This is a genomic window from Pseudomonas sp. Tul2A7 (genome assembly GCF_054790505.1).
In genome coordinates this window covers 3,334,679-3,352,416 of the sequence record NZ_CP186499.1, presented here as the reverse complement: position 1 = coordinate 3,352,416, position 17,738 = coordinate 3,334,679, and the positions used below count along the sequence as shown (strand labels likewise).

At 58.3% G+C, this 17,738-nt stretch carries 11 protein-coding genes; 4 read left to right on the top strand and 7 right to left on the bottom strand.

Annotation, left to right across the window (positions count from 1 at the left end; genetic code table 11):
* Window positions 1-24: 24 nt before the first annotated feature.
* The 3 genes from ACOYXJ_RS15185 to treP all read right to left on the bottom strand — a co-directional run bounded on the left by ACOYXJ_RS15185 (window position 25) and on the right by treP (window position 4,492).
* Entirely contained in the window at window positions 25-1,248 is a 1,224-nt protein-coding gene (locus ACOYXJ_RS15185) for a carbohydrate porin (RefSeq protein ID WP_460370202.1), read from the bottom strand.
* A 108-nt stretch (window positions 1,249-1,356) separates the two neighbouring features.
* The gene (gene treC, locus ACOYXJ_RS15180) at window positions 1,357-3,006 is read right to left on the bottom strand and encodes an alpha,alpha-phosphotrehalase (protein WP_460370200.1); all 1,650 of its coding nucleotides are present in this window, start codon (window positions 3,004-3,006) and stop codon (window positions 1,357-1,359) included.
* 43 nt (window positions 3,007-3,049) lie between these two features.
* Entirely contained in the window at window positions 3,050-4,492 is a 1,443-nt protein-coding gene (treP, locus tag ACOYXJ_RS15175; protein WP_150795440.1) for a PTS system trehalose-specific EIIBC component, read from the bottom strand.
* Window positions 4,493-4,726: 234 nt separating this feature from the next.
* Here treP and treR point away from each other — a divergent pair, with 234 nt between their 5' ends.
* The 3 genes from treR (at window position 4,727) to ACOYXJ_RS15160 (ending at window position 11,890) form a co-directional block, all read left to right on the top strand.
* Window positions 4,727-5,431 carry a trehalose operon repressor gene (treR, locus tag ACOYXJ_RS15170; RefSeq protein ID WP_016984355.1) on the top strand — a complete coding sequence of 235 codons (705 nt, stop codon included), beginning with the start codon at window positions 4,727-4,729 and terminating at the stop codon, window positions 5,429-5,431.
* 101 nt (window positions 5,432-5,532) lie between these two features.
* Window positions 5,533-8,625 (top strand): membrane-targeted effector domain-containing toxin, encoded by a 3,093-nt coding sequence (locus tag ACOYXJ_RS15165; RefSeq protein ID WP_460370197.1) that lies wholly within the window; start codon window positions 5,533-5,535, stop codon window positions 8,623-8,625.
* A gap of 160 nt (window positions 8,626-8,785) precedes the next feature.
* Window positions 8,786-11,890 (top strand): membrane-targeted effector domain-containing toxin, encoded by a 3,105-nt coding sequence (locus ACOYXJ_RS15160; RefSeq protein WP_460370195.1) that lies wholly within the window; start codon window positions 8,786-8,788, stop codon window positions 11,888-11,890.
* Between the two features lie 89 nt (window positions 11,891-11,979).
* Here the strand turns inward: ACOYXJ_RS15160 and guaA are convergent, their stop codons facing one another.
* The 4 genes from guaA to ACOYXJ_RS15140 form a co-directional block, all read right to left on the bottom strand.
* Entirely contained in the window at window positions 11,980-13,557 is a 1,578-nt protein-coding gene (gene guaA / locus ACOYXJ_RS15155) for a glutamine-hydrolyzing GMP synthase (protein WP_108226546.1), read from the bottom strand.
* A 99-nt stretch (window positions 13,558-13,656) separates the two neighbouring features.
* On the bottom strand, window positions 13,657-15,126 hold the full coding sequence (guaB, locus tag ACOYXJ_RS15150; RefSeq protein WP_007916845.1) for an IMP dehydrogenase: 1,470 nt from the start codon (window positions 15,124-15,126) through the stop codon (window positions 13,657-13,659).
* Between the two features lie 116 nt (window positions 15,127-15,242).
* Window positions 15,243-15,791, bottom strand: a complete 549-nt coding sequence (locus ACOYXJ_RS15145) for a sugar ABC transporter ATPase (protein WP_038363001.1) — start codon at window positions 15,789-15,791, stop codon at window positions 15,243-15,245.
* Window positions 15,792-15,927: 136 nt separating this feature from the next.
* Window positions 15,928-16,695, bottom strand: a complete 768-nt coding sequence (locus tag ACOYXJ_RS15140; RefSeq protein ID WP_150795436.1) for a sulfite exporter TauE/SafE family protein — start codon at window positions 16,693-16,695, stop codon at window positions 15,928-15,930.
* A gap of 100 nt (window positions 16,696-16,795) precedes the next feature.
* Here ACOYXJ_RS15140 and ACOYXJ_RS15135 point away from each other — a divergent pair, with 100 nt between their 5' ends.
* The gene (locus tag ACOYXJ_RS15135; RefSeq protein ID WP_460370192.1) at window positions 16,796-17,710 is read left to right on the top strand and encodes a LysR family transcriptional regulator; all 915 of its coding nucleotides are present in this window, start codon (window positions 16,796-16,798) and stop codon (window positions 17,708-17,710) included.
* The last annotated feature ends 28 nt before the right edge of the window (window positions 17,711-17,738 follow it).

The following is a 17,738-nucleotide window of genomic DNA, read 5'->3' as shown; positions in this document are numbered from 1 at the left end:
AGCGCAACGCCCCACCAGCATCGCTTATTTCCACCAGTATTCGACCTGCAATCCGACGTTCGCACCGTGGCGAGCGGTGCCGAAGGCACCGGTGTCGGACAGCGCCGAGCCCTTGGCCAGTTCATTGGCCGCCCGCTTGGCGGCCTCGTTCCAGGTGGCGTAGGTGTAATACAGACGCACCTCGGGCCGCGCCCAGAATTCCGGCCCCTTGGGGGACCAGGTCGGGGCCACGGTGAACTTGCTCAGCTTGCGCGTGCCGCCCGCTGCTTCGACTTGATCGTGGCCCAGCTCGGTCACCAGTTTGAATTGTTCGGTGAGCGCATATGTCGGCCGCACGCCCAGGGATATCCAGTTCTGATCGGCACCGTCCGGGCGAATGTCTTTCTGATACACCGCCTCGATCTGACCACCGAAGCGCGGCGTTACCTGCCAATCGAAAAACTCGACGATCCGGTAACTCTTGTTGCTGTCGTCCAGCCTGACGTTGCCGGTGTAGCCCAACCCGGTGCCGGGCCCTTCACCGTATTGCAGGGCGAGTTTGTTCTTGCCGCCGAAAAAGTCTTTCTGCACATGCTGGGTGGTGACCGCCCAGCCCCGGTGTGCATCGCGACTGTCGGGTTTGGCGATGAAGCTCAAGCCGAACTCAAGCGCTCCCCCCGGATTGCTATCGAACCCGGCCACGTTGAAGTCGTGCCGGTTGATGTAGTCCTTCTGGTACAGGTTGTCCTTGCGTGAAAAGGCGTAGCTGTATTTCAGATCGCCGATCAGTACGTCCTCGACGCCGCCGCCCGTGGCGCTCTGATTCCAGTAATAGAAGTCGGAAATGTGGATGTCATTACGTTTGTAGTAGCGACGCCCGGCCCACAGTGAACCACCGTTGAGCGCAGGCAGGTTCGACCACTGTGTGTACAGCTGTGGCAGGCGCACCGAGCCGTTGTCTTCGTTGAACGTCAGGCTGCGGTTGTAGCGGTTGTACAACGAGGCCATGCCGTCGACGCTGAACACCGAGCCGTCGTCGAAGGTGTACAGATCCTGACGCAACTCCAGTTCGCCGTACTGCTCGCATTCGTTACCCAGGCGGTATTTGGTTTGCGCCCCCGGCAACTGAAAACACGATTGGCCGCCGCCCTTGAGCGAGTTGCCGAAGCCACTGCGCAGGTAACCGCCGAACTCCAGCGCGGGTGACGACTGTGGGAACGCGAGGCATATACCTGCGATTGCAAGGCTGCGATTTATTGTTGTTTTCATAAGCCATCCCATTGTTTTTATTGTGTGCTTGCATGAATTCAGCGCGCAAAACTCCCCCGCGCAGGGCTCTGCGTGTTTTTTTGGAAACGTTGGTGTTGCCGTCAGGGATCAGGAATCGATCAGATGCAGGACGAACGATTCGTAAGGTCGCAACGTTATCTGTCGACGGCGCAACGGGCCGTCCGGGTAATTGCTGATCAACTGGCGCTGGCTCATCGACTCGCTGATGACCGTCGATGGCAATTGCACTTCACAGGTTGTCCCGTAGAAGTTGTTCACCACCAACAAACGCTCGGCGTTACCTTCACGCACATAAGCCCAGACTTGCGGATGCTCCAGCAGCAATTGCCGGTACTGCCCCTCGGTGATCAAAGACTCGCGGCGACGCAGCGCGATCAGATGACGGTAGTGATGCAGCACCGAGTCCGGGTCGTCGAGCTGATTGGCGACGTTGATCTGCGCGGCATTGGCGGGTACTCCGATCCACGGTTCGCCACTGCTGAAACCGGCGTTTGGCCCGGTGTCCCAATGCATCGGTGTGCGACCGTTATCGCGGGATTTCTGCATGATCGCCGCCATGTTGTCGGCATCGCTGCTGCCGGCTTCGCGCTTGAGGCGAAAGATATTCAGCGTCTCGACATCGCGATAATGTTCGATCGATTCAAACCCCGGATTGGTCATGCCCAACTCTTCGCCCTGATACACGAACGGCGTGCCCTGCAGAAAGTGCAGCGCGGTGCCAAGCATCTTTGCCGAGAGTTCGCGGTACTCGCCGTCATTGCCGAAGCGCGAGACCACTCGCGGTTGATCGTGGTTACACCAGAACAATGCATTCCAGCCACCGCCAGCCTGCATGCCGGTTTGCCAGTCGGACAGAATGCGCTTGAGCTGGAGGAAGTCGAAATCGGCACGTACCCATTTCTGCAGGTTCGGATAATCGACTTTCAGATGATGAAAGTTGAAGGTCATCGACAGTTCTTTCGACTGCGGATTGGAGTACCGGATGCAGTGTTCGAGGCGGGTGGATGACATCTCGCCGACGTTGATCAGGTCATGCCCTTCGAAGACCTCGCGGTGCATCTCTTGCAGGTATTCGTGAACGTTTGGCCCGTCGGTGTAAAAGCGTCGGCCGTCGCTGTGGTCTTCGGGGAAGTCGGCAGGTTTGGAGATCAGGTTGATCACGTCCAGACGAAAGCCGCCCACGCCCTTGTCACGCCAGAAGCGCATCATCCTGAACACTTCTGCGCGCACCTTGGGATTGTCCCAATTGAGGTCCGCTTGGGTGTGGTCGAACAGATGCAGGAAGTATTGGCCGGTCTGGGCTTCGTACTCCCAGGCAGAACCACCGAACTTGGATTCCCAGTTGTTCGGCTGATCACGCCAGATATAGAAATCGCGATAAGGATTGTCGAGGCTGCTGCGCGCCTGCTGGAACCATTCGTGTTCGATCGAGGTGTGATTGACCACGATGTCGAGCATCAACTTGATGCCGCGTTTGCCGGCTTCGGCAATCAGCAACTCGCAGTCGGCCATGCTGCCGTAACTCGGGTCGATCGCGTAGTAATCGCTGATATCGTAGCCGTTGTCACGTTGCGGCGAACGCAGGAATGGCGTGATCCACAAACAGTCGACACCCAGCCAGTGCAGGTAGTCGAGTTTGGCGACAATGCCGAGCAGATCGCCGGTCGGATTGCCGGCGTGGCTGTGGAAACTCTTCGGGTAGATCTGGTAGATCACTGAACGTTGCCAGTCTTGCATGGCACATTTTCCTCTTGAATTTACGAGTCCTGCAGGTGCGACTTCAGGCAACCCGGTAACCAGGCCGGACAATCTTCATGCTCAGCGCACAGGTCAGAACGAACGGCACAACCATGGCAATCAGCATCCCGATCACAAACATCGGGATGAACTGCGGCATGATCGAGATGAAACCGGGCAGGCCGCCGACGCCGATGGCCGACGCCTGAATCTTGTTCAGCGAAAGGAAAATGCAACCCAAAGCGGAGCCGGCCAGTGCCGCGTAGAACGGAAACTTGTAGCGCAGATTGACGCCGAACATCGCGGGTTCGGTGATACCGAAGTAGGCAGAAATAGCCGAGGTCGACGCCATGCTCTTGTCCCGTGCACTACGGGTCATCCAGAACACCGCCAGGGCGGCACTGCCTTGAGCGAGGTTGGACATGACGATCATCGGCCAGATGAAGGTGCCACCTTGGGTCGAGATCAATTGCAGGTCGACCGCGAGGAACATGTGGTGCATGCCGGTGATGACCAGCGGCGCATACAGCAGTCCGAAAATCGCGCCCCCGACCATCGGCGCCAGGTCAAACAGCATGACCAGACCTTCGGTGATGAAGATGCCGATGTGACGGGTCATCGGCCCGATCACCGCCAGCGCCAGCACGCCGGTGACGACGATGGTGGTGATCGGTACCACCAGTAATTGAACGGCGTTGGGTACGCGCGCGCGCAACCATTTTTCGATGACGCTCATGACGTAAGCGGCCAGCAATATCGGCAGGATCTGACCCTGGTAACCGACTTTTTCGACTTCAAACAAGCCGAGAATGTCGAAGTACGGCATTTGCTGACCGTCGAGCCCGGCAACGGCCTTGCCGTAGTTCCAGGCATTGAGCAGGTCCGGGTGAACCAGCATCAGGCCCAGCACGATGCCGAGGATTTCACTGCCGCCAAAGCGCTTGGCCGCCGACCAGCCCACCAGTGCCGGCAGAAACACAAAGGAAGTGTTGGCCATCAGATTGATCAGGCTCCAGAGCCCGTCGAGCTTCGGGTAGGCATCCAGCAGCGTCTGCCCGTCGATGAACATGCCCTTGGCACCGAGCAGATTGTTGATGCCCATCAGCAGGCCGGCAATGATCAGCGCCGGGAGGATCGGCATGAACACATCGGAAAACACCCGCACCAGACGCTGCATGGCGTTGATCTTTTCGGCGCTTTTCTGTTTGACGTCAGCGATGGTCGAGGCGGCGAGACCGGTTTGACGGCGCAGCTCGGCGTAGACTTTCTCCACCTCGCCCGGCCCGATCACCACCTGGTACAAACCACCGGTGAAGAACGAGCCTTTGACCAGATCGATCTGATTGAGCGTGGCGCTGTCGACCAGGCCCGGATTCTTCAACGCCAGGCGCAAACGCGTGACGCAGTGCGCGGCCTGCTCGAGATTTTCGCTACCGCCAAGGCTTTGCAACAGCTCTCTGGCGATATTCGGATAGTCGTGGCTCATGCTAGTTCTTCCGCTGTGGATTGTTGTTATTGGCAGCATGCCGAAGCGAAAAGTACTCGTCTGTACGAGTTAATGCAACAACTCGTACAGACGAGTTTGTTTTTGTATGTTTTTGCCGGATCAACCGGGATATTTCCTACTTCACCTTCAGGCGATTCCAATCCCTGAATGGACAAAGCCCTACCCTGCCCTTAAGGTTCGAAGCTTTGAGTTCAGCCGGCAGCGAGCCCCTCCATGAGTAAATACAACCAGATCTATAGCGATCTGCTGGCCAGCATTACCACCGAACGCCTGGAACGCGGCGCGCGACTGCCCTCCGAAACCGAACTGATGGACAGCTATCAGGCCAGCCGCGGCACCGTCCGCAAGGCAATCGAGCTGCTGCAGGAACGCGGTTTCGCGCAGAAGGTGCATGGCAAAGGTACGTTCGTCCTGTCGACCAACCCGATCGAGTTTCAACTCGGTGGCATTGTCAGTTTTCAGGAAACCTACCCGCGGCTGGGGAATGACGTCAGCACCGACGTCGTCGAGCTCACTCAGTTCGCGCTTGAAGGCAGTCTGCTCGAGCACATCAAGGCCGAGCCCGGCAGCCTGATAACCCGGGTCAAACGTGTACGGCGGATTGACGGCAAACGGGTCATCCTCGACATCAATCATTTTGTCACCGAGGTCATTCCCGGCCTGTCCCTCGATATCGCCGAGCAATCGATCTACGCCTATATCGAACAGACCCTGCAGCTGCAGATCGCTTACGCCCAGCGCACCATCGAAGCACAGCCACGCAGCAGGGATGACCAGTTGCATCTGGATCTCGATGGCCAGAGCCACGTGATCGTGGTCAGCAACCAGACATTCCTGCAGGACGGCCGGCAATTCGAATACACCGAGTCACGGCACACCCTCGACAAGTTCTACTTCTCCGACGTGGCCCGGCGCTGACCCCTGCACATTTCGAACGGTAATGTGCGGTACATAGATAGTGCACTCCCCTTGAGTGATTGAGTCATGCTCGGCGTTCATTTCTCAAGGATGGAGAAAGCATGAAATCGCCCGAACAGCGCCCTCTGCCGAATGCAGCAGACAAAGCCTCTCTCAAAGCCATGGCTGCGACAGTCGTTCAAATGTGCCCAGGTCTTCACGACGAGGCGCATCAAGTCGCCCGCGAGTTGCTGGAGCGTAAACACCTGAAGGGGATCGATCCGGACCGGGTCTATTTCCATCGATTCAAATCTGCGCAAAGCAGCACCCGCTCGTTTACCGGCTGGGAGCACATCCGCGAAAAGCCCTACGAATCGATAACCCTCACACAACTGGTGATTCATCGCTTTCGGGCCACCGATCAGGACAACGCTGACCTGCTGGATCTCTATGCCGGTTTCTATACCGACGGCCCCGACAACGAAAATTTCGATCATCGCAATGAATGTCGCCTGCACGGCAACGAGGTACTCGACGCCTTCTGGGACATCGACTTCAGCACGCGGTACCACAACCAGCTGACGGCCTTCTGGAACACCCACGGCAATGATTTTCGCACGCTGGCCAAATGCACTTTTCTCAGCCGTGCGGTGCAGGCACTTGAACTCAAGCAACTGACCGACAGTGATTTCCGGTGCATCGTCGGCGCGCTGATCGGGCCTGTCACCTGGCCAGTGACCCTGGCAATGATGCAATCGAGCCACACCGTGGACGGTGACGTGCGCGCTTTCGATATCAGTGGACATGTCGCCACCAATCTCCTGCGCGTCGTCGCTCCCTCTGGCCGGCAAATCATCTATATGCCCGGTGAAGAGTTGGCATTCGTCGTCAGGCAAACTCCGGCGGACATGCACTGGTGGGTGCTCGAGCAGATGAATCAAATTACTCGGCGGCAGAACTTCTTCAGTCACTTTCCACTCGCCGAACGTCAGCGAATGACCGAGAACATCACCGATCTGATGAACCGGCTGGTGAGCACCTGGGGCCACGCCGATCATCATCTGATCAATCAGCACAACCTGGCGCTCAGTGGTGATGCGTTCAGTGGATTACGTGACACCACCCGCAACGCAATGTTCGCCGAAGCCAGCCTGTCGCTGACGTCCAACGGCGATCTGCGTAAAAAACTGTGGATCGGCTATTTGAGCGCCGGCCTCAAGGTGTTCGGCCCGATGGCCGCTGTAGGCTGGCCTGTTGCGCTGCCGGTGATTGGCGCCGGCATTGCCAGCATGGGCTTGAACATCGATCAGGCGGTCAACGGCAAAACCGCCAGCGAACGCAAGGCCGGGGTGCTTGGCGCCGTGGCGAGCGGGATTGAAACGCTGTTCAATCTCCCGTTCCTCAAAGGCACCAGTGCAATGCTCGAGACAGGCGTACAGGTCGAAGCGGCCGAGGCAACGGAAATGGCGGAGCTGATCGAGTCAGCGTCGGCCGTGGAACCGGAGCCGCCTGTCGATACGCAGCAAATCATGGTTCCGGATAGCCCCGACGTCTTCGTTTCTGAACCTGATCCCCCCAGACTGATTCCGGCGGCCAGCGCGCCGCCGCCACAGGTTCCGCACAAATACCTGTGCAATGAACTGCTCGACGGTTTGCAAGCGGAAAGCGAACCTGGACAGTTCGAAGGTATTTTTCGACTTGATGCTGATCCTCCCTACGCCGTCCTGCTGGATGAAAATCCTTACTACGTCAAATATTTCACCGACTCGCGTGGGGGTGGCTATTGGGCAATCGTTGACCCTGAGCGACCCAATCAGCTTGTTCATTCATTACCGATTCGCCTGAATGCCGAAGGTCTGTGGGAGCGTATGCGATCGCTGGGCCTTTCGGGCGGCGGCCAGTGCATGGGCAAGGCGTGTGCCCCGGATATCGAGCTCGACACCTTTGAACCCCCAGCGCCCGAAGTGGCTGTCGAACCGGAGTTCGAATCAGCCGCGACAGTCGTGCGCCCGATCCGCATCGTGCCCTCTGCCTACGATATCGAGCCGACGGTGCGCCGTTCGATAAAAGGCTGGGCGCTGAACCTGAACGAAACCCATGCCCAACTGCTGCCCGATGCCTCCGGCGCGTTGAGCATGACCGACCCCTTTGAGCTCTACGCGGTGAGCAAGCGCAAACTGCTGCAGACCGCCGCCAGAAAATTCTTCAGCAATATTCCATGGATTACCTCACCTGCGCGACCGCCAACGCCAGAAATCACGGCATCGCTGGATATTCCCGGCCTGTTGGATCGCATCTTTGAATCAGCCTCGGGGCTGGTGGTGGGCGAAACCCTGGATCGTATCGCCAGCATGCGTTTCATGATTGAAAACATGCCCGCCCTGGCAAGGCACGCAAAAACCCTCTACATGCGCGGGATCCTCAGTGACTTCGCTCAAGTGGAATTGAACCGCTATTTCACCTCCGGCACCCTGTCGGCGGATCTGCAAACCTACCTGAGCAGCCTGGGCACCGATCCGGCGGGGCGCTTCAATGCATTGGAACTGGTCAAGATTGCCAGGCAAAACGGTGTTCGTATCCAGGGGATTGATTGCGCCGCGAGCTACAAGATGAAGTCCCCGCTATCGCCCTATGACGAGCAGATGATCGGTACTTATCTGGCGAGCGACATCATGACGGGAGACACCTACCTCAACAGCCCCCGGAAATGGATCGTGCTGATCGGTGCGCAAAACACCAACACGCTCAGAGGCCTTGCCGGTATCAGCGAAATAAAGGGTGGCATCGGGTTGCGCATCGAGGAAGTCGGGATGGAAACGACCATGGACATCGAGGCTGATCCGGGTATCGAAGTGCGTCGTGGATCATTTCCAAACGGCTCTGCATCACCGGGCAATAACGACGTGCTGCGCGCTGACCTGCGTCTACGAGTACCGGCCGAACCGGTGAACTGGACTGAGGATACGTTAGAGAACCTGTTGCACAGGCGCGGTATGTTCATGCTCAGAAAAATCGCCGATACCTACACCGTGGTGCACCGCAGCAAGCAAGGCATGCTCGTGCGAACGCGCGTGAGTCAACTGCCGGATGGAAGCGTTTCGTTGCACCGCCCTTCATGGCCGCAAGTGAACGATGTCCCGTTCGCCAGCATCGAGCAAATGTCTAACCGATTGATCGAAATGGGCCTGACATTACAAAGCCGTCTTCCGGACTGACAGCGTGGCCCGAGACAGCCGCTGCCCTGCCCTCGGGAGCCGTTGCTCAGCGGGATCACGCCATCCGTCGGCCTTGCAGCATGCAATACATATGTAGTGCATCGCTCTTGAGCTTTTCGGTCATGCTTGATTCTCGTTTTCCCCATGGATGGAGAAGTACATGAACGCTCCCGAACGCCGTTTGCTGCCGAACGCAGCTGACAAGGCCAGCCTCAGGGCAATCGCTACATCACTCGTGCAGGCTTGCCCCAGCCTGCTGGAGGCGGCCCGTGAGGTCGCCCTTCAATTACTGATCGACAAAGGACTGCCGGGCCTTGATCCGGACCGTGTCTATTTCCACCGATTCAGGGCCGCGCAGAGCAGCAACCTGACCTTCACCGGCTGGGAACATCTGCTGGAAAAGCCCTATGAATCGTTGACCCTCACCCAACTGGTAATCCAGCGCTTTCGCGCCACCGATCAGGACAATGCTGATCTGCTGGGGCTGTACTGCGGCTTTTACGCAGACGGGCCGCAGGCCGACAATTTCAATCAGGATAATGAAATTCGGCTGCTGGGCAGCGATGTGCTGCAGGCGTTCTGGAATATCGATTTCAGCAGCCGCTACACCCGGCAACTGACCACTTACTGGCAAACCTCGTCGCACCATTTCCGGACACTGGCCAAGTGCAACTTTCTCAGCCTGGCAGTACAGGCGCTGCAACAGGGCCACCTTGACGGTACAGATTTTCAGCGCGTGATCGATTCGGTTATCGGCTCCGTGACCTGGCCTGTCACCCTGCAAATGCTACAAGCCTCGCACCCGGTGGGCGCTCATGTACGCGCGCTGGATCTTGATGGGCACGTCGCCCCCCATGCGCTGCGTTTCGTTGAGGACAATGGTCGGCAAACCCTTTACTTACCCGGCGAAGTGCAACCCTTTCGGCTGATGGAAGATCAAGCGGATCTGCACTGGTGGATGCTGGAACAGATGAATACGGAGGATAAGCGCAAGATTTTCATGAACCGCTTCTCCCTGGCCGACCGCAACCGGATGGGCGAAAAACTCAATGACCTGATGACTCGCCTGGTGACCACTTGGGGTCATAGTGATCACCGGATGATCAACCACGGCAACGTCACCATCAGCGGTGACGCATTCACCTGGTTAAGCGATTCGACACGCAGCGCCATGTTTGCCGAAGCAGACATGGCGCTGACCTCCAACAGTGATCTGCGCAAAAAACTCTGGATGGGTTACCTCAGTGCCGGTCTCAGGGTATTCGGCCCGATGGCAACCGTAGGATGGCCGCTGGCACTGCCGGTGATTGGCGCCGGTATCGCCAATATGGGGTTGAACATCGATCTGGCGGTCAACGGCAGGACGGCTGTCGAGCGCAAGGCCGGCACCCTTGGCGCGGTGCTCAACGGCATTGAAGTACTGTTCAACGTTCCGTTCCTGATCGGTACCGGCGCGCATCTGGAAGTAGGCCCGCAGGTCGAGTTTGCCGAAGCCGAAGAAATGGCCGGACTGATCGAATTCACCTCGGGCAACGATCCATTTCTGCCACCGCTGGATCAGGCGCCGTTGCTGACCACTGACGAGGAGACTGACGAGATGGCAAACGCAATTCCCATCGAGACATCACCCCGCCCCACGCTGCACGGTCCGCTCGCGCCACAGATTCCTGCCCGCTACCAGTGCAACGAATTGCTTGATCGTTTATCTGTAGAAACCGAGTCCGGGAAGTTTCAAGGCATTTACCGACTCGGTAACGCCCAGCCCTATGCCATCGAGATCGAAGGCAACGCGTACTACGTGCGGTACTTCGACGCCTCCGGGGACAGTGGCAGTTGGGCCATCGTCGATCCGGAACACCCCAACCAGTTCGCGTATTCATTGCCAGTGCGTTTCAGCGCAACCGGCAAATGGGAGCGCACGCCGGCGTTGCGTCTCAGAGGCGGCGGGCAGTGCGTGGGCACGCCATGCGCGTCCGAAATCGAACTGACCTCGCAGGTCATCTCATCAACCCCGTCGCCAGGCCTGCCATTGGTCGAACCGGTGCCATCCACTGCCCGTCCGCTGCGCCTGGTGACCACCCTCGGCGATACTGGAGAGCTGGACTTGGCCAAACTGAAAAAGTGGGCAATGAACCTGCCCCAGGATTCTGCCGATATGGAGAACATCGCCCCACACCATCCATCTGACGATGAACAATTCGCGCTGTTTTTCAGCCAAAAACGCACACGACTCCTGAACGAAGCCAAAGAGCATTACTCAGAGCTGGACTGGACCAATCTGCCTGCGCGTCCGGTAATACCCGAAGTCAGTCACACGATGCCGACCGATGAACTCATTGATCGCGTCTTCGAGAAAACGATGGGGCTGGTGGTGGGGGAAACCCTCGATCGCATCACCAGCATGCGATTCATGATCAGCAACATGCCAGCGTTTGCACGACACATCAGGACGCTCTACGTGGGTGACCTGCTGAGCGATTTTGCCCAGATGGATCTGAACGGTTTCTACACGACCGGGCAGATGTCAGAGGATCTGCGGATTTATCTGGGCAATCTCGGAACCGATCCGGGCGAGACGTTCAACATCCTCGAACTGGTCAAGACCGCGCAGGCAAATGGCGTACGCGTTCAAGGCCTTGGTTGCGCGGCGATCTCCAAAATGAAAGTGCCGCTCACCTCGATTGAGGAGCAAATGATGAACGCTCAGCAGATGAACAGAATCATGTGGGGCGACGCACTCCTCAACCGACCGGGCAAATGGGTCGCCTTGATCGATCCACATAACACCAATAATTTCAGAAACCTGCCAGGCATCAGCGAACTCAGAGGCGGTATCGGCTTGCGTATCGAAGAATCCTTACCTTCGGAAGTGCCAGGCGTCAGCATCGACCCGGGAGTCAAGGTGGCTCGCGGGCCCTTCGACAATGGTGCATCGACCCGCAACTCGTTCGACTACCTTTACGCTGACCTGCGCCTGCAAATCGACGCGCCGCCGGTGATCTGGACAGAGCAAGCGCAGGCACGCCTGCTCCATCGCAATGGCATGTACCTGGTCGAGAAATCGCAAAACGGTTACACGCTGGTGCGGCGCGGCAGTACAGGCAGCATTGTTCGAACGCCGGTGAACCTGACGCAGGACGGCCAGGCTTATATCTGGCTTCAGTCAATGCCGCGCATCAGTGGCGTATTGTTTCCAGATATCGCAGCGTTATCTCAGCGCCTGATAGAAATAGGCCTGAAACTGCAAAGCCGCTTACCCACCTGAAAGGATTCGAGCGGCGATTGAAACGAAAAACCCCTGGCCTGGGCCAGGGGTTTTCGTTCACTCAATACCAGCTTCGACGCGCGGCAGGATCACTCCCACTCAATCGTCGCAGGCGGCTTGCTCGACACGTCGTAAGTGACGCGGGAGATGCCTTCGATTTCATTGATGATGCGGCCGGAGACGGTTTCCAGCAGTTCGTAAGGCAGGTGAGCCCAACGCGCGGTCATGAAGTCGATGGTTTCCACGGCACGCAGGGCAACTACCCAAGCGTAACGACGGCCGTCGCCAACAACGCCAACCGATTTCACTGGCTGGAACACGACGAAGGCCTGGCTGACCTTGTGGTACCAGTCGGCTTTGCGCAGTTCTTCGATGAAGATGTGGTCGGCACGACGCAGCAGGTCGGCGTATTCCTTTTTCACTTCACCGAGGATGCGCACGCCCAGGCCCGGGCCCGGGAACGGGTGACGGTAGACCATGTCGTACGGCAGGCCGAGTTCCAGGCCCAGACGACGGACTTCGTCCTTGAACAGTTCGCGCAGTGGCTCGACCAGTTTCAGGTTCATCTCTTCCGGCAGGCCGCCCACGTTGTGGTGCGACTTGATCACGTGAGCCTTGCCGCTTTTCGCGCCAGCCGACTCGATCACGTCCGGGTAGATGGTGCCCTGCGCGAGGTACTTGATGTTTTCCAGTTTGTTCGACTGGGCATCGAATACATCGATGAAGGTACGACCGATGATCTTGCGCTTCTTCTCTGGGTCGGCTTCGCCGGCCAGGTTGTTGAGGAACTGATCTTCAGCGTTGGCGCGAATGACTTTGACGCCCATGTTTTCCGCGAACATAGCCATCACTTGCTCGCCTTCGTGCAGACGCAGCAGGCCATTGTCGACGAAGACGCAGGTCAGTTGATCGCCGATGGCCTTGTGCAACAGCGCAGCAACTACCGAGGAGTCAACGCCGCCGGACAGACCCAGCAGCACGTTGTCGGTGCCGACTTGTGCGCGGATGTTGGCAATGGCGTCTTCAGCGATCTTCGATGGCGTCCACAGGGCTTCACAGCCGCAGATGTCGAGAACGAAACGCGAGAGGATGCGACCGCCCTGTTTGGTGTGGGTCACTTCCGGGTGGAACTGCACGCCGTAGTAGCCACGGTCGTCGTTGAACATACCGGCGATCGGGCAGCTTGGGGTGCTGGCGAGGATGTGGAAGTCTTCCGGCATCCTGGTGACCTTGTCACCATGGCTCATCCACACGTCGAGGCCGAACAGGCCGTCGGCGTCGATGTGGTCTTCGATGCCGTCGAGCAGGCGGCTCTTGCCGACCACGTCAACGCGGGCGTAACCGAACTCACGCAGTTCGGAACCTTCAACCTTGCCGCCCAGTTGCTCGGCCATGGTCTGCATGCCGTAGCAGATACCGAAGACCGGTACGCCCAGATCGAACACTGCCTGTGGGCAGCGCGGGCTGTCGGCGACGTGCACGGACTCGGGGCCGCCGGCGAGGATGACGCCTTTAGGAGCGAATTCGCGGATCGCATCTTCGTCCATGTCGAACGGGTGCAGTTCGCAGTACACACCGATTTCGCGCACGCGGCGGGCAATCAGTTGGGTGTATTGCGAGCCGAAGTCGAGGATCAGGATGCGGTGAGCGTGAATATCGAGGGCCATGATTCAGTCTCGTCTAAGTCGTTCAGAAACAGTCGTGATTCAGAAACAACTCGGGGCTGAATCAAACAGCCCCGGTTGCTTACTTTATTGCTTGAAGGCTCAACCTACGCGGTAGTTTGGCGCTTCTTTGGTGATCTGCACGTCGTGCACGTGGGATTCGGCCATACCAGCGCCGGTGATCCGCACGAATTCAGGCTTGGTGCGCATTTCTTCGATGTTGGCGCTACCGGTGTAGCCCATCGAGGAACGCAGACCGCCCATCAACTGGTGAATGATCGCGCTCAGGGTGCCTTTGTAAGGAACACGGCCTTCGATGCCTTCCGGAACGAGTTTCTCGGCGCCTGCCGAGGAGTCCTGGAAGTAACGGTCGGAAGAACCTTGAGCCTGGGACATGGCGCCCAGCGAACCCATGCCGCGATAAGCCTTGTACGAACGGCCCTGGAACAGTTCGATTTCGCCCGGTGCTTCTTCAGTACCGGCGAACATCGAGCCCATCATCACGCAGGAAGCACCGGCTACGATGGCCTTGGACAGGTCACCGGAGAAACGGATGCCGCCGTCGGCGATCAACGGAACGCCAGTGCCTTCAAGGGCAGCGGCGACGTTGGCGATGGCACTGATTTGCGGGACGCCGACACCGGCGACGATACGGGTGGTGCAGATCGAGCCAGGGCCGATACCGACCTTGACTGCGTCAGCGCCTGCTTCGGCCAGAGCCTTGGCAGCGGCGCCGGTGGCGATGTTGCCGCCGATCACCTGCACTTCAGGGAAATTCTCTTTGACCCAGCGAACGCGGTCGATCACGCCTTTGGAGTGACCGTGCGCGGTATCAACTACCACGACGTCTACGCCAGCATTGACCAGAGCGGCAACGCGGTCACCGGTGTCTTTACCGGTACCGACCGCAGCGCCAACGCGCAGACGACCTTGATCGTCCTTGCTGGCCAGCGGGTAGGCTTTGGCTTTTTCGATATCGTTGACGGTCATCATGCCTTTGAGGGCGAATTTGTCGTCGACGATCAGCACGCGCTCGATGCGGTGCTTGTGCAGCAGTTCGCGTGCTTCGTCCTTGCTCGCGCCTTCCTTGATCGTGACCAGACGCTCTTTGGGCGTCATCACTTCACGGACGGTGGCTTCCAGACGGCTTTCGAAACGCACGTCACGGGAAGTCACGATGCCGACCAGGTCGCCATCGTGCAGAACCGGAACGCCGGAAATGTTGTGCATGCGGGTCAATTCGAACAGGTCACGCACCGTGGCATCAGCCTCGATGGTGATCGGATCCTTGACGACGCCGGCTTCGAACTTCTTGACCTTGCGCACTTCGGCAGCTTGCTGCTCGATGGTCATGTTCTTGTGGATAATGCCGATGCCACCTTCCTGAGCCATGGCGATTGCCAGACGGGCTTCAGTAACGGTGTCCATTGCAGCAGAAACCAGAGGAATGTTCAGCTCGATGCCACGGGTAAGGCGGGTCTTGAGACTGACTTCGTTAGGAAGTACCTCGGAATAACCGGGCACTAGGAGAATGTCGTCGAATGTCAGAGCTTCTTGGCTGATACGCAGCATCGCGGGGGCTCCCGAGCGGGAAAATGGAAGCGCGCCATTATAGTCATCCACCCCCTGCTGTTCAATGTAAAACTCAGCTTAATATCAATGTTGCTGATATACGGAGATCCCCGGCCCTACAGCTCCACCTTGACCCAAGAGACAGGTTGATCGAGCCAATCGGCGAACTCATCGATAAAGCTTTGCTTGAAACCCGCTTCCAGCCAGTTGTTGAAGATGAAGCCGAGGTTGGAAAACGCACATTCCTGCAAAAACAGAAAACCGTTGATGTCATCTTCATGGCCGCATTCCGGGCAAGTGAAGTTGTCTGTGCGGCCCGGGAACCAGTCTTCAAGACTTTCGAACAGCGCTTCGCCGACTTCACGACGGCACTCGGCGCAACCGGCTTCTTCGAGAAAGCCTTTGGCCGGGGTGTAGATGCAGCGCTTGGTGACGATCTCCAGCCCGTTGATCGGCTCACCGAATGGCAAGGCTTGCGGGTGCAGCACCACAGCACGGGCGCCATCGGCAATCGCGTAAGCCATGCGGTTACCGGTGCGGCCACAGGTGGTCAGCTCTTCTTTGATGATGTTCTTGCGCACCAGCCAGCGCACGATCGCCCGGGCCCGGGGTTCGTGGACCGGCAGGGTGGAGATTTTCGGGACGATGATGCTTTGCGAATTCATGGAAAGTCCTGCGGTGTGGCTTCTGACGCCTTCGCGAGCAGGCTCGCTCCCACATCGGAATGCAGTTCCCTGTGGGAGCGAGCCTGCTCGCGAAGAGGCCTTAAAGGCCGGCAGCTTAATCCCTGACGAAATCCGGTCAAGTGCTGAGGTAGCGCCCGATCAACGCCAGCCCGCTCGCCAGCACCAGCCATGTCACCAAACGCACAAACGCCTCACGCGACAAGCGCAGGGTCAACCGCCGGCCAATCCATAGCCCTAGCGCCATCGCGGGCAACAAACACAGCGCCAGCATCAACAAGGGTAGCTCGGCATACACACCGGCGATGGCAAACAGACTCAAACGCACCACCGTGCTGCAACTGATCAGCGCACTTTGCGTGGCCCGGGCCGCGTCTTTGGGCAAGCGGCTGTTGAGATAGATCGCATAGAGAAAGCCGCCACTGCCAAACAGCGCGCCGAACAATCCCCCCACCGTCCCCATCGGCACGGCCCACGCCGCCGACAATTGTGCCGGCCGCGCTTTCACCCACAGGCTGTAAACCGCGTAAGCGCTGATAAACAACCCCATCAACAGCAACAACACATCGGATTTGAGGTTGAGCAGGAAAATCACCCCCAGCGTACAACCCACCGCCATACACGGCAGCAGCCGTAACAATTCCGGTTTGGCCACATCCCGCCGCGACGGCAGCAGATTGCCGAACGCCGCGACAAAGTCCAGTAGCACCAGCAGAGGCACGATCTTCGACAGCGGCATGAACAGAATCAGAATCGGCCCCGCCACCAGCGCCGTGCCGAATCCGGCGATACCGAACACGATGTAAGCCAGGGCGATGCCCAGCCCGATCACCGCCCAACCGCCGGGGCCCCACGCCCACTCACTCAACAACCCCGCCACGCTCATCGATGCGCTTCCTTAATAAGCCTGTGATGACTTTAGCCAGCGCCGAGAGTTGCGACTAATATCTTAAAAGTCGCTTACCCATCTCAAAAAGGCATGCCTGATGCTTTCAACCCGTCAACTGCGTTACTTCGTCGAAATCGCTGAGTGCGGCAGCTTCAGTTCGGCAGCCGAACGGTTGTTTATTGCGCAATCGGCGCTGAGCCGGCAGATCAAGGACATGGAAACGCGTCTGCAAACGCCGTTGTTCGAACGCACGGCGCGCCAGCCCAGACTGACCGCGGCGGGCGAAGCGTTTCTGCCGCGGGCAAGAAATCTGCTCAATGAGCTGAGCAAGGCCAGCACCATGGCCACTGAGGTCGGCAATGGTCAACTCGGCACGTTGCGCCTCAGCCATTCCAGCACAGTGTCGATCAGCGGACGTTTGCTCAGTGACATCGGCGCTTATCTGCAGCAGCAACCTGGCGTGTCGCTGGATATCGGCAAACTGTCTTCGGAAGCGCAACTCGAAGAACTCGCCGAAGGACGCCTTGATGTCGGCCTGCTGCGCCTGCCGGTGTTGCGTCAGCGTGAAGGGATTCAGATTGTGCCGCTGTTTACTGAACGGTTGCTGCTGGCAGTTCCGATGGATCATCGATTGGCCGCGGCTGAGCGTGTCGACCTGGCACAGTTGAAGGACGAAGCGTTCATCTCGATCCCGCACCCGCAACGCGGCGGCTTGAGTTATCTGTGTGCCGATCTGTGCATGCGCCAGGGCTTTTTCCCGAAAGCGGCGCGGGTGATGTCGCGCAAGACCACGCAATTACAATTGATTCAGGCCGGGTTCGGCATCGCCCTGCTGCCGGAATCGATGCAGGACATTGCGCCGAGCGGCGTACGCTTTCTGCCGCTGACCGATCCCGATTGCCAAAGCACCGTCGCCCTCGCCTATCGCCAGAATCCCACCCCCCTGATTCACCACTTCATCGAAACCTTCACACCCCCTTGTAGGAGTGAGCCTGCTCGCGATAGCGGTTGAACATTCAACCTATCCTGCGACTGACACA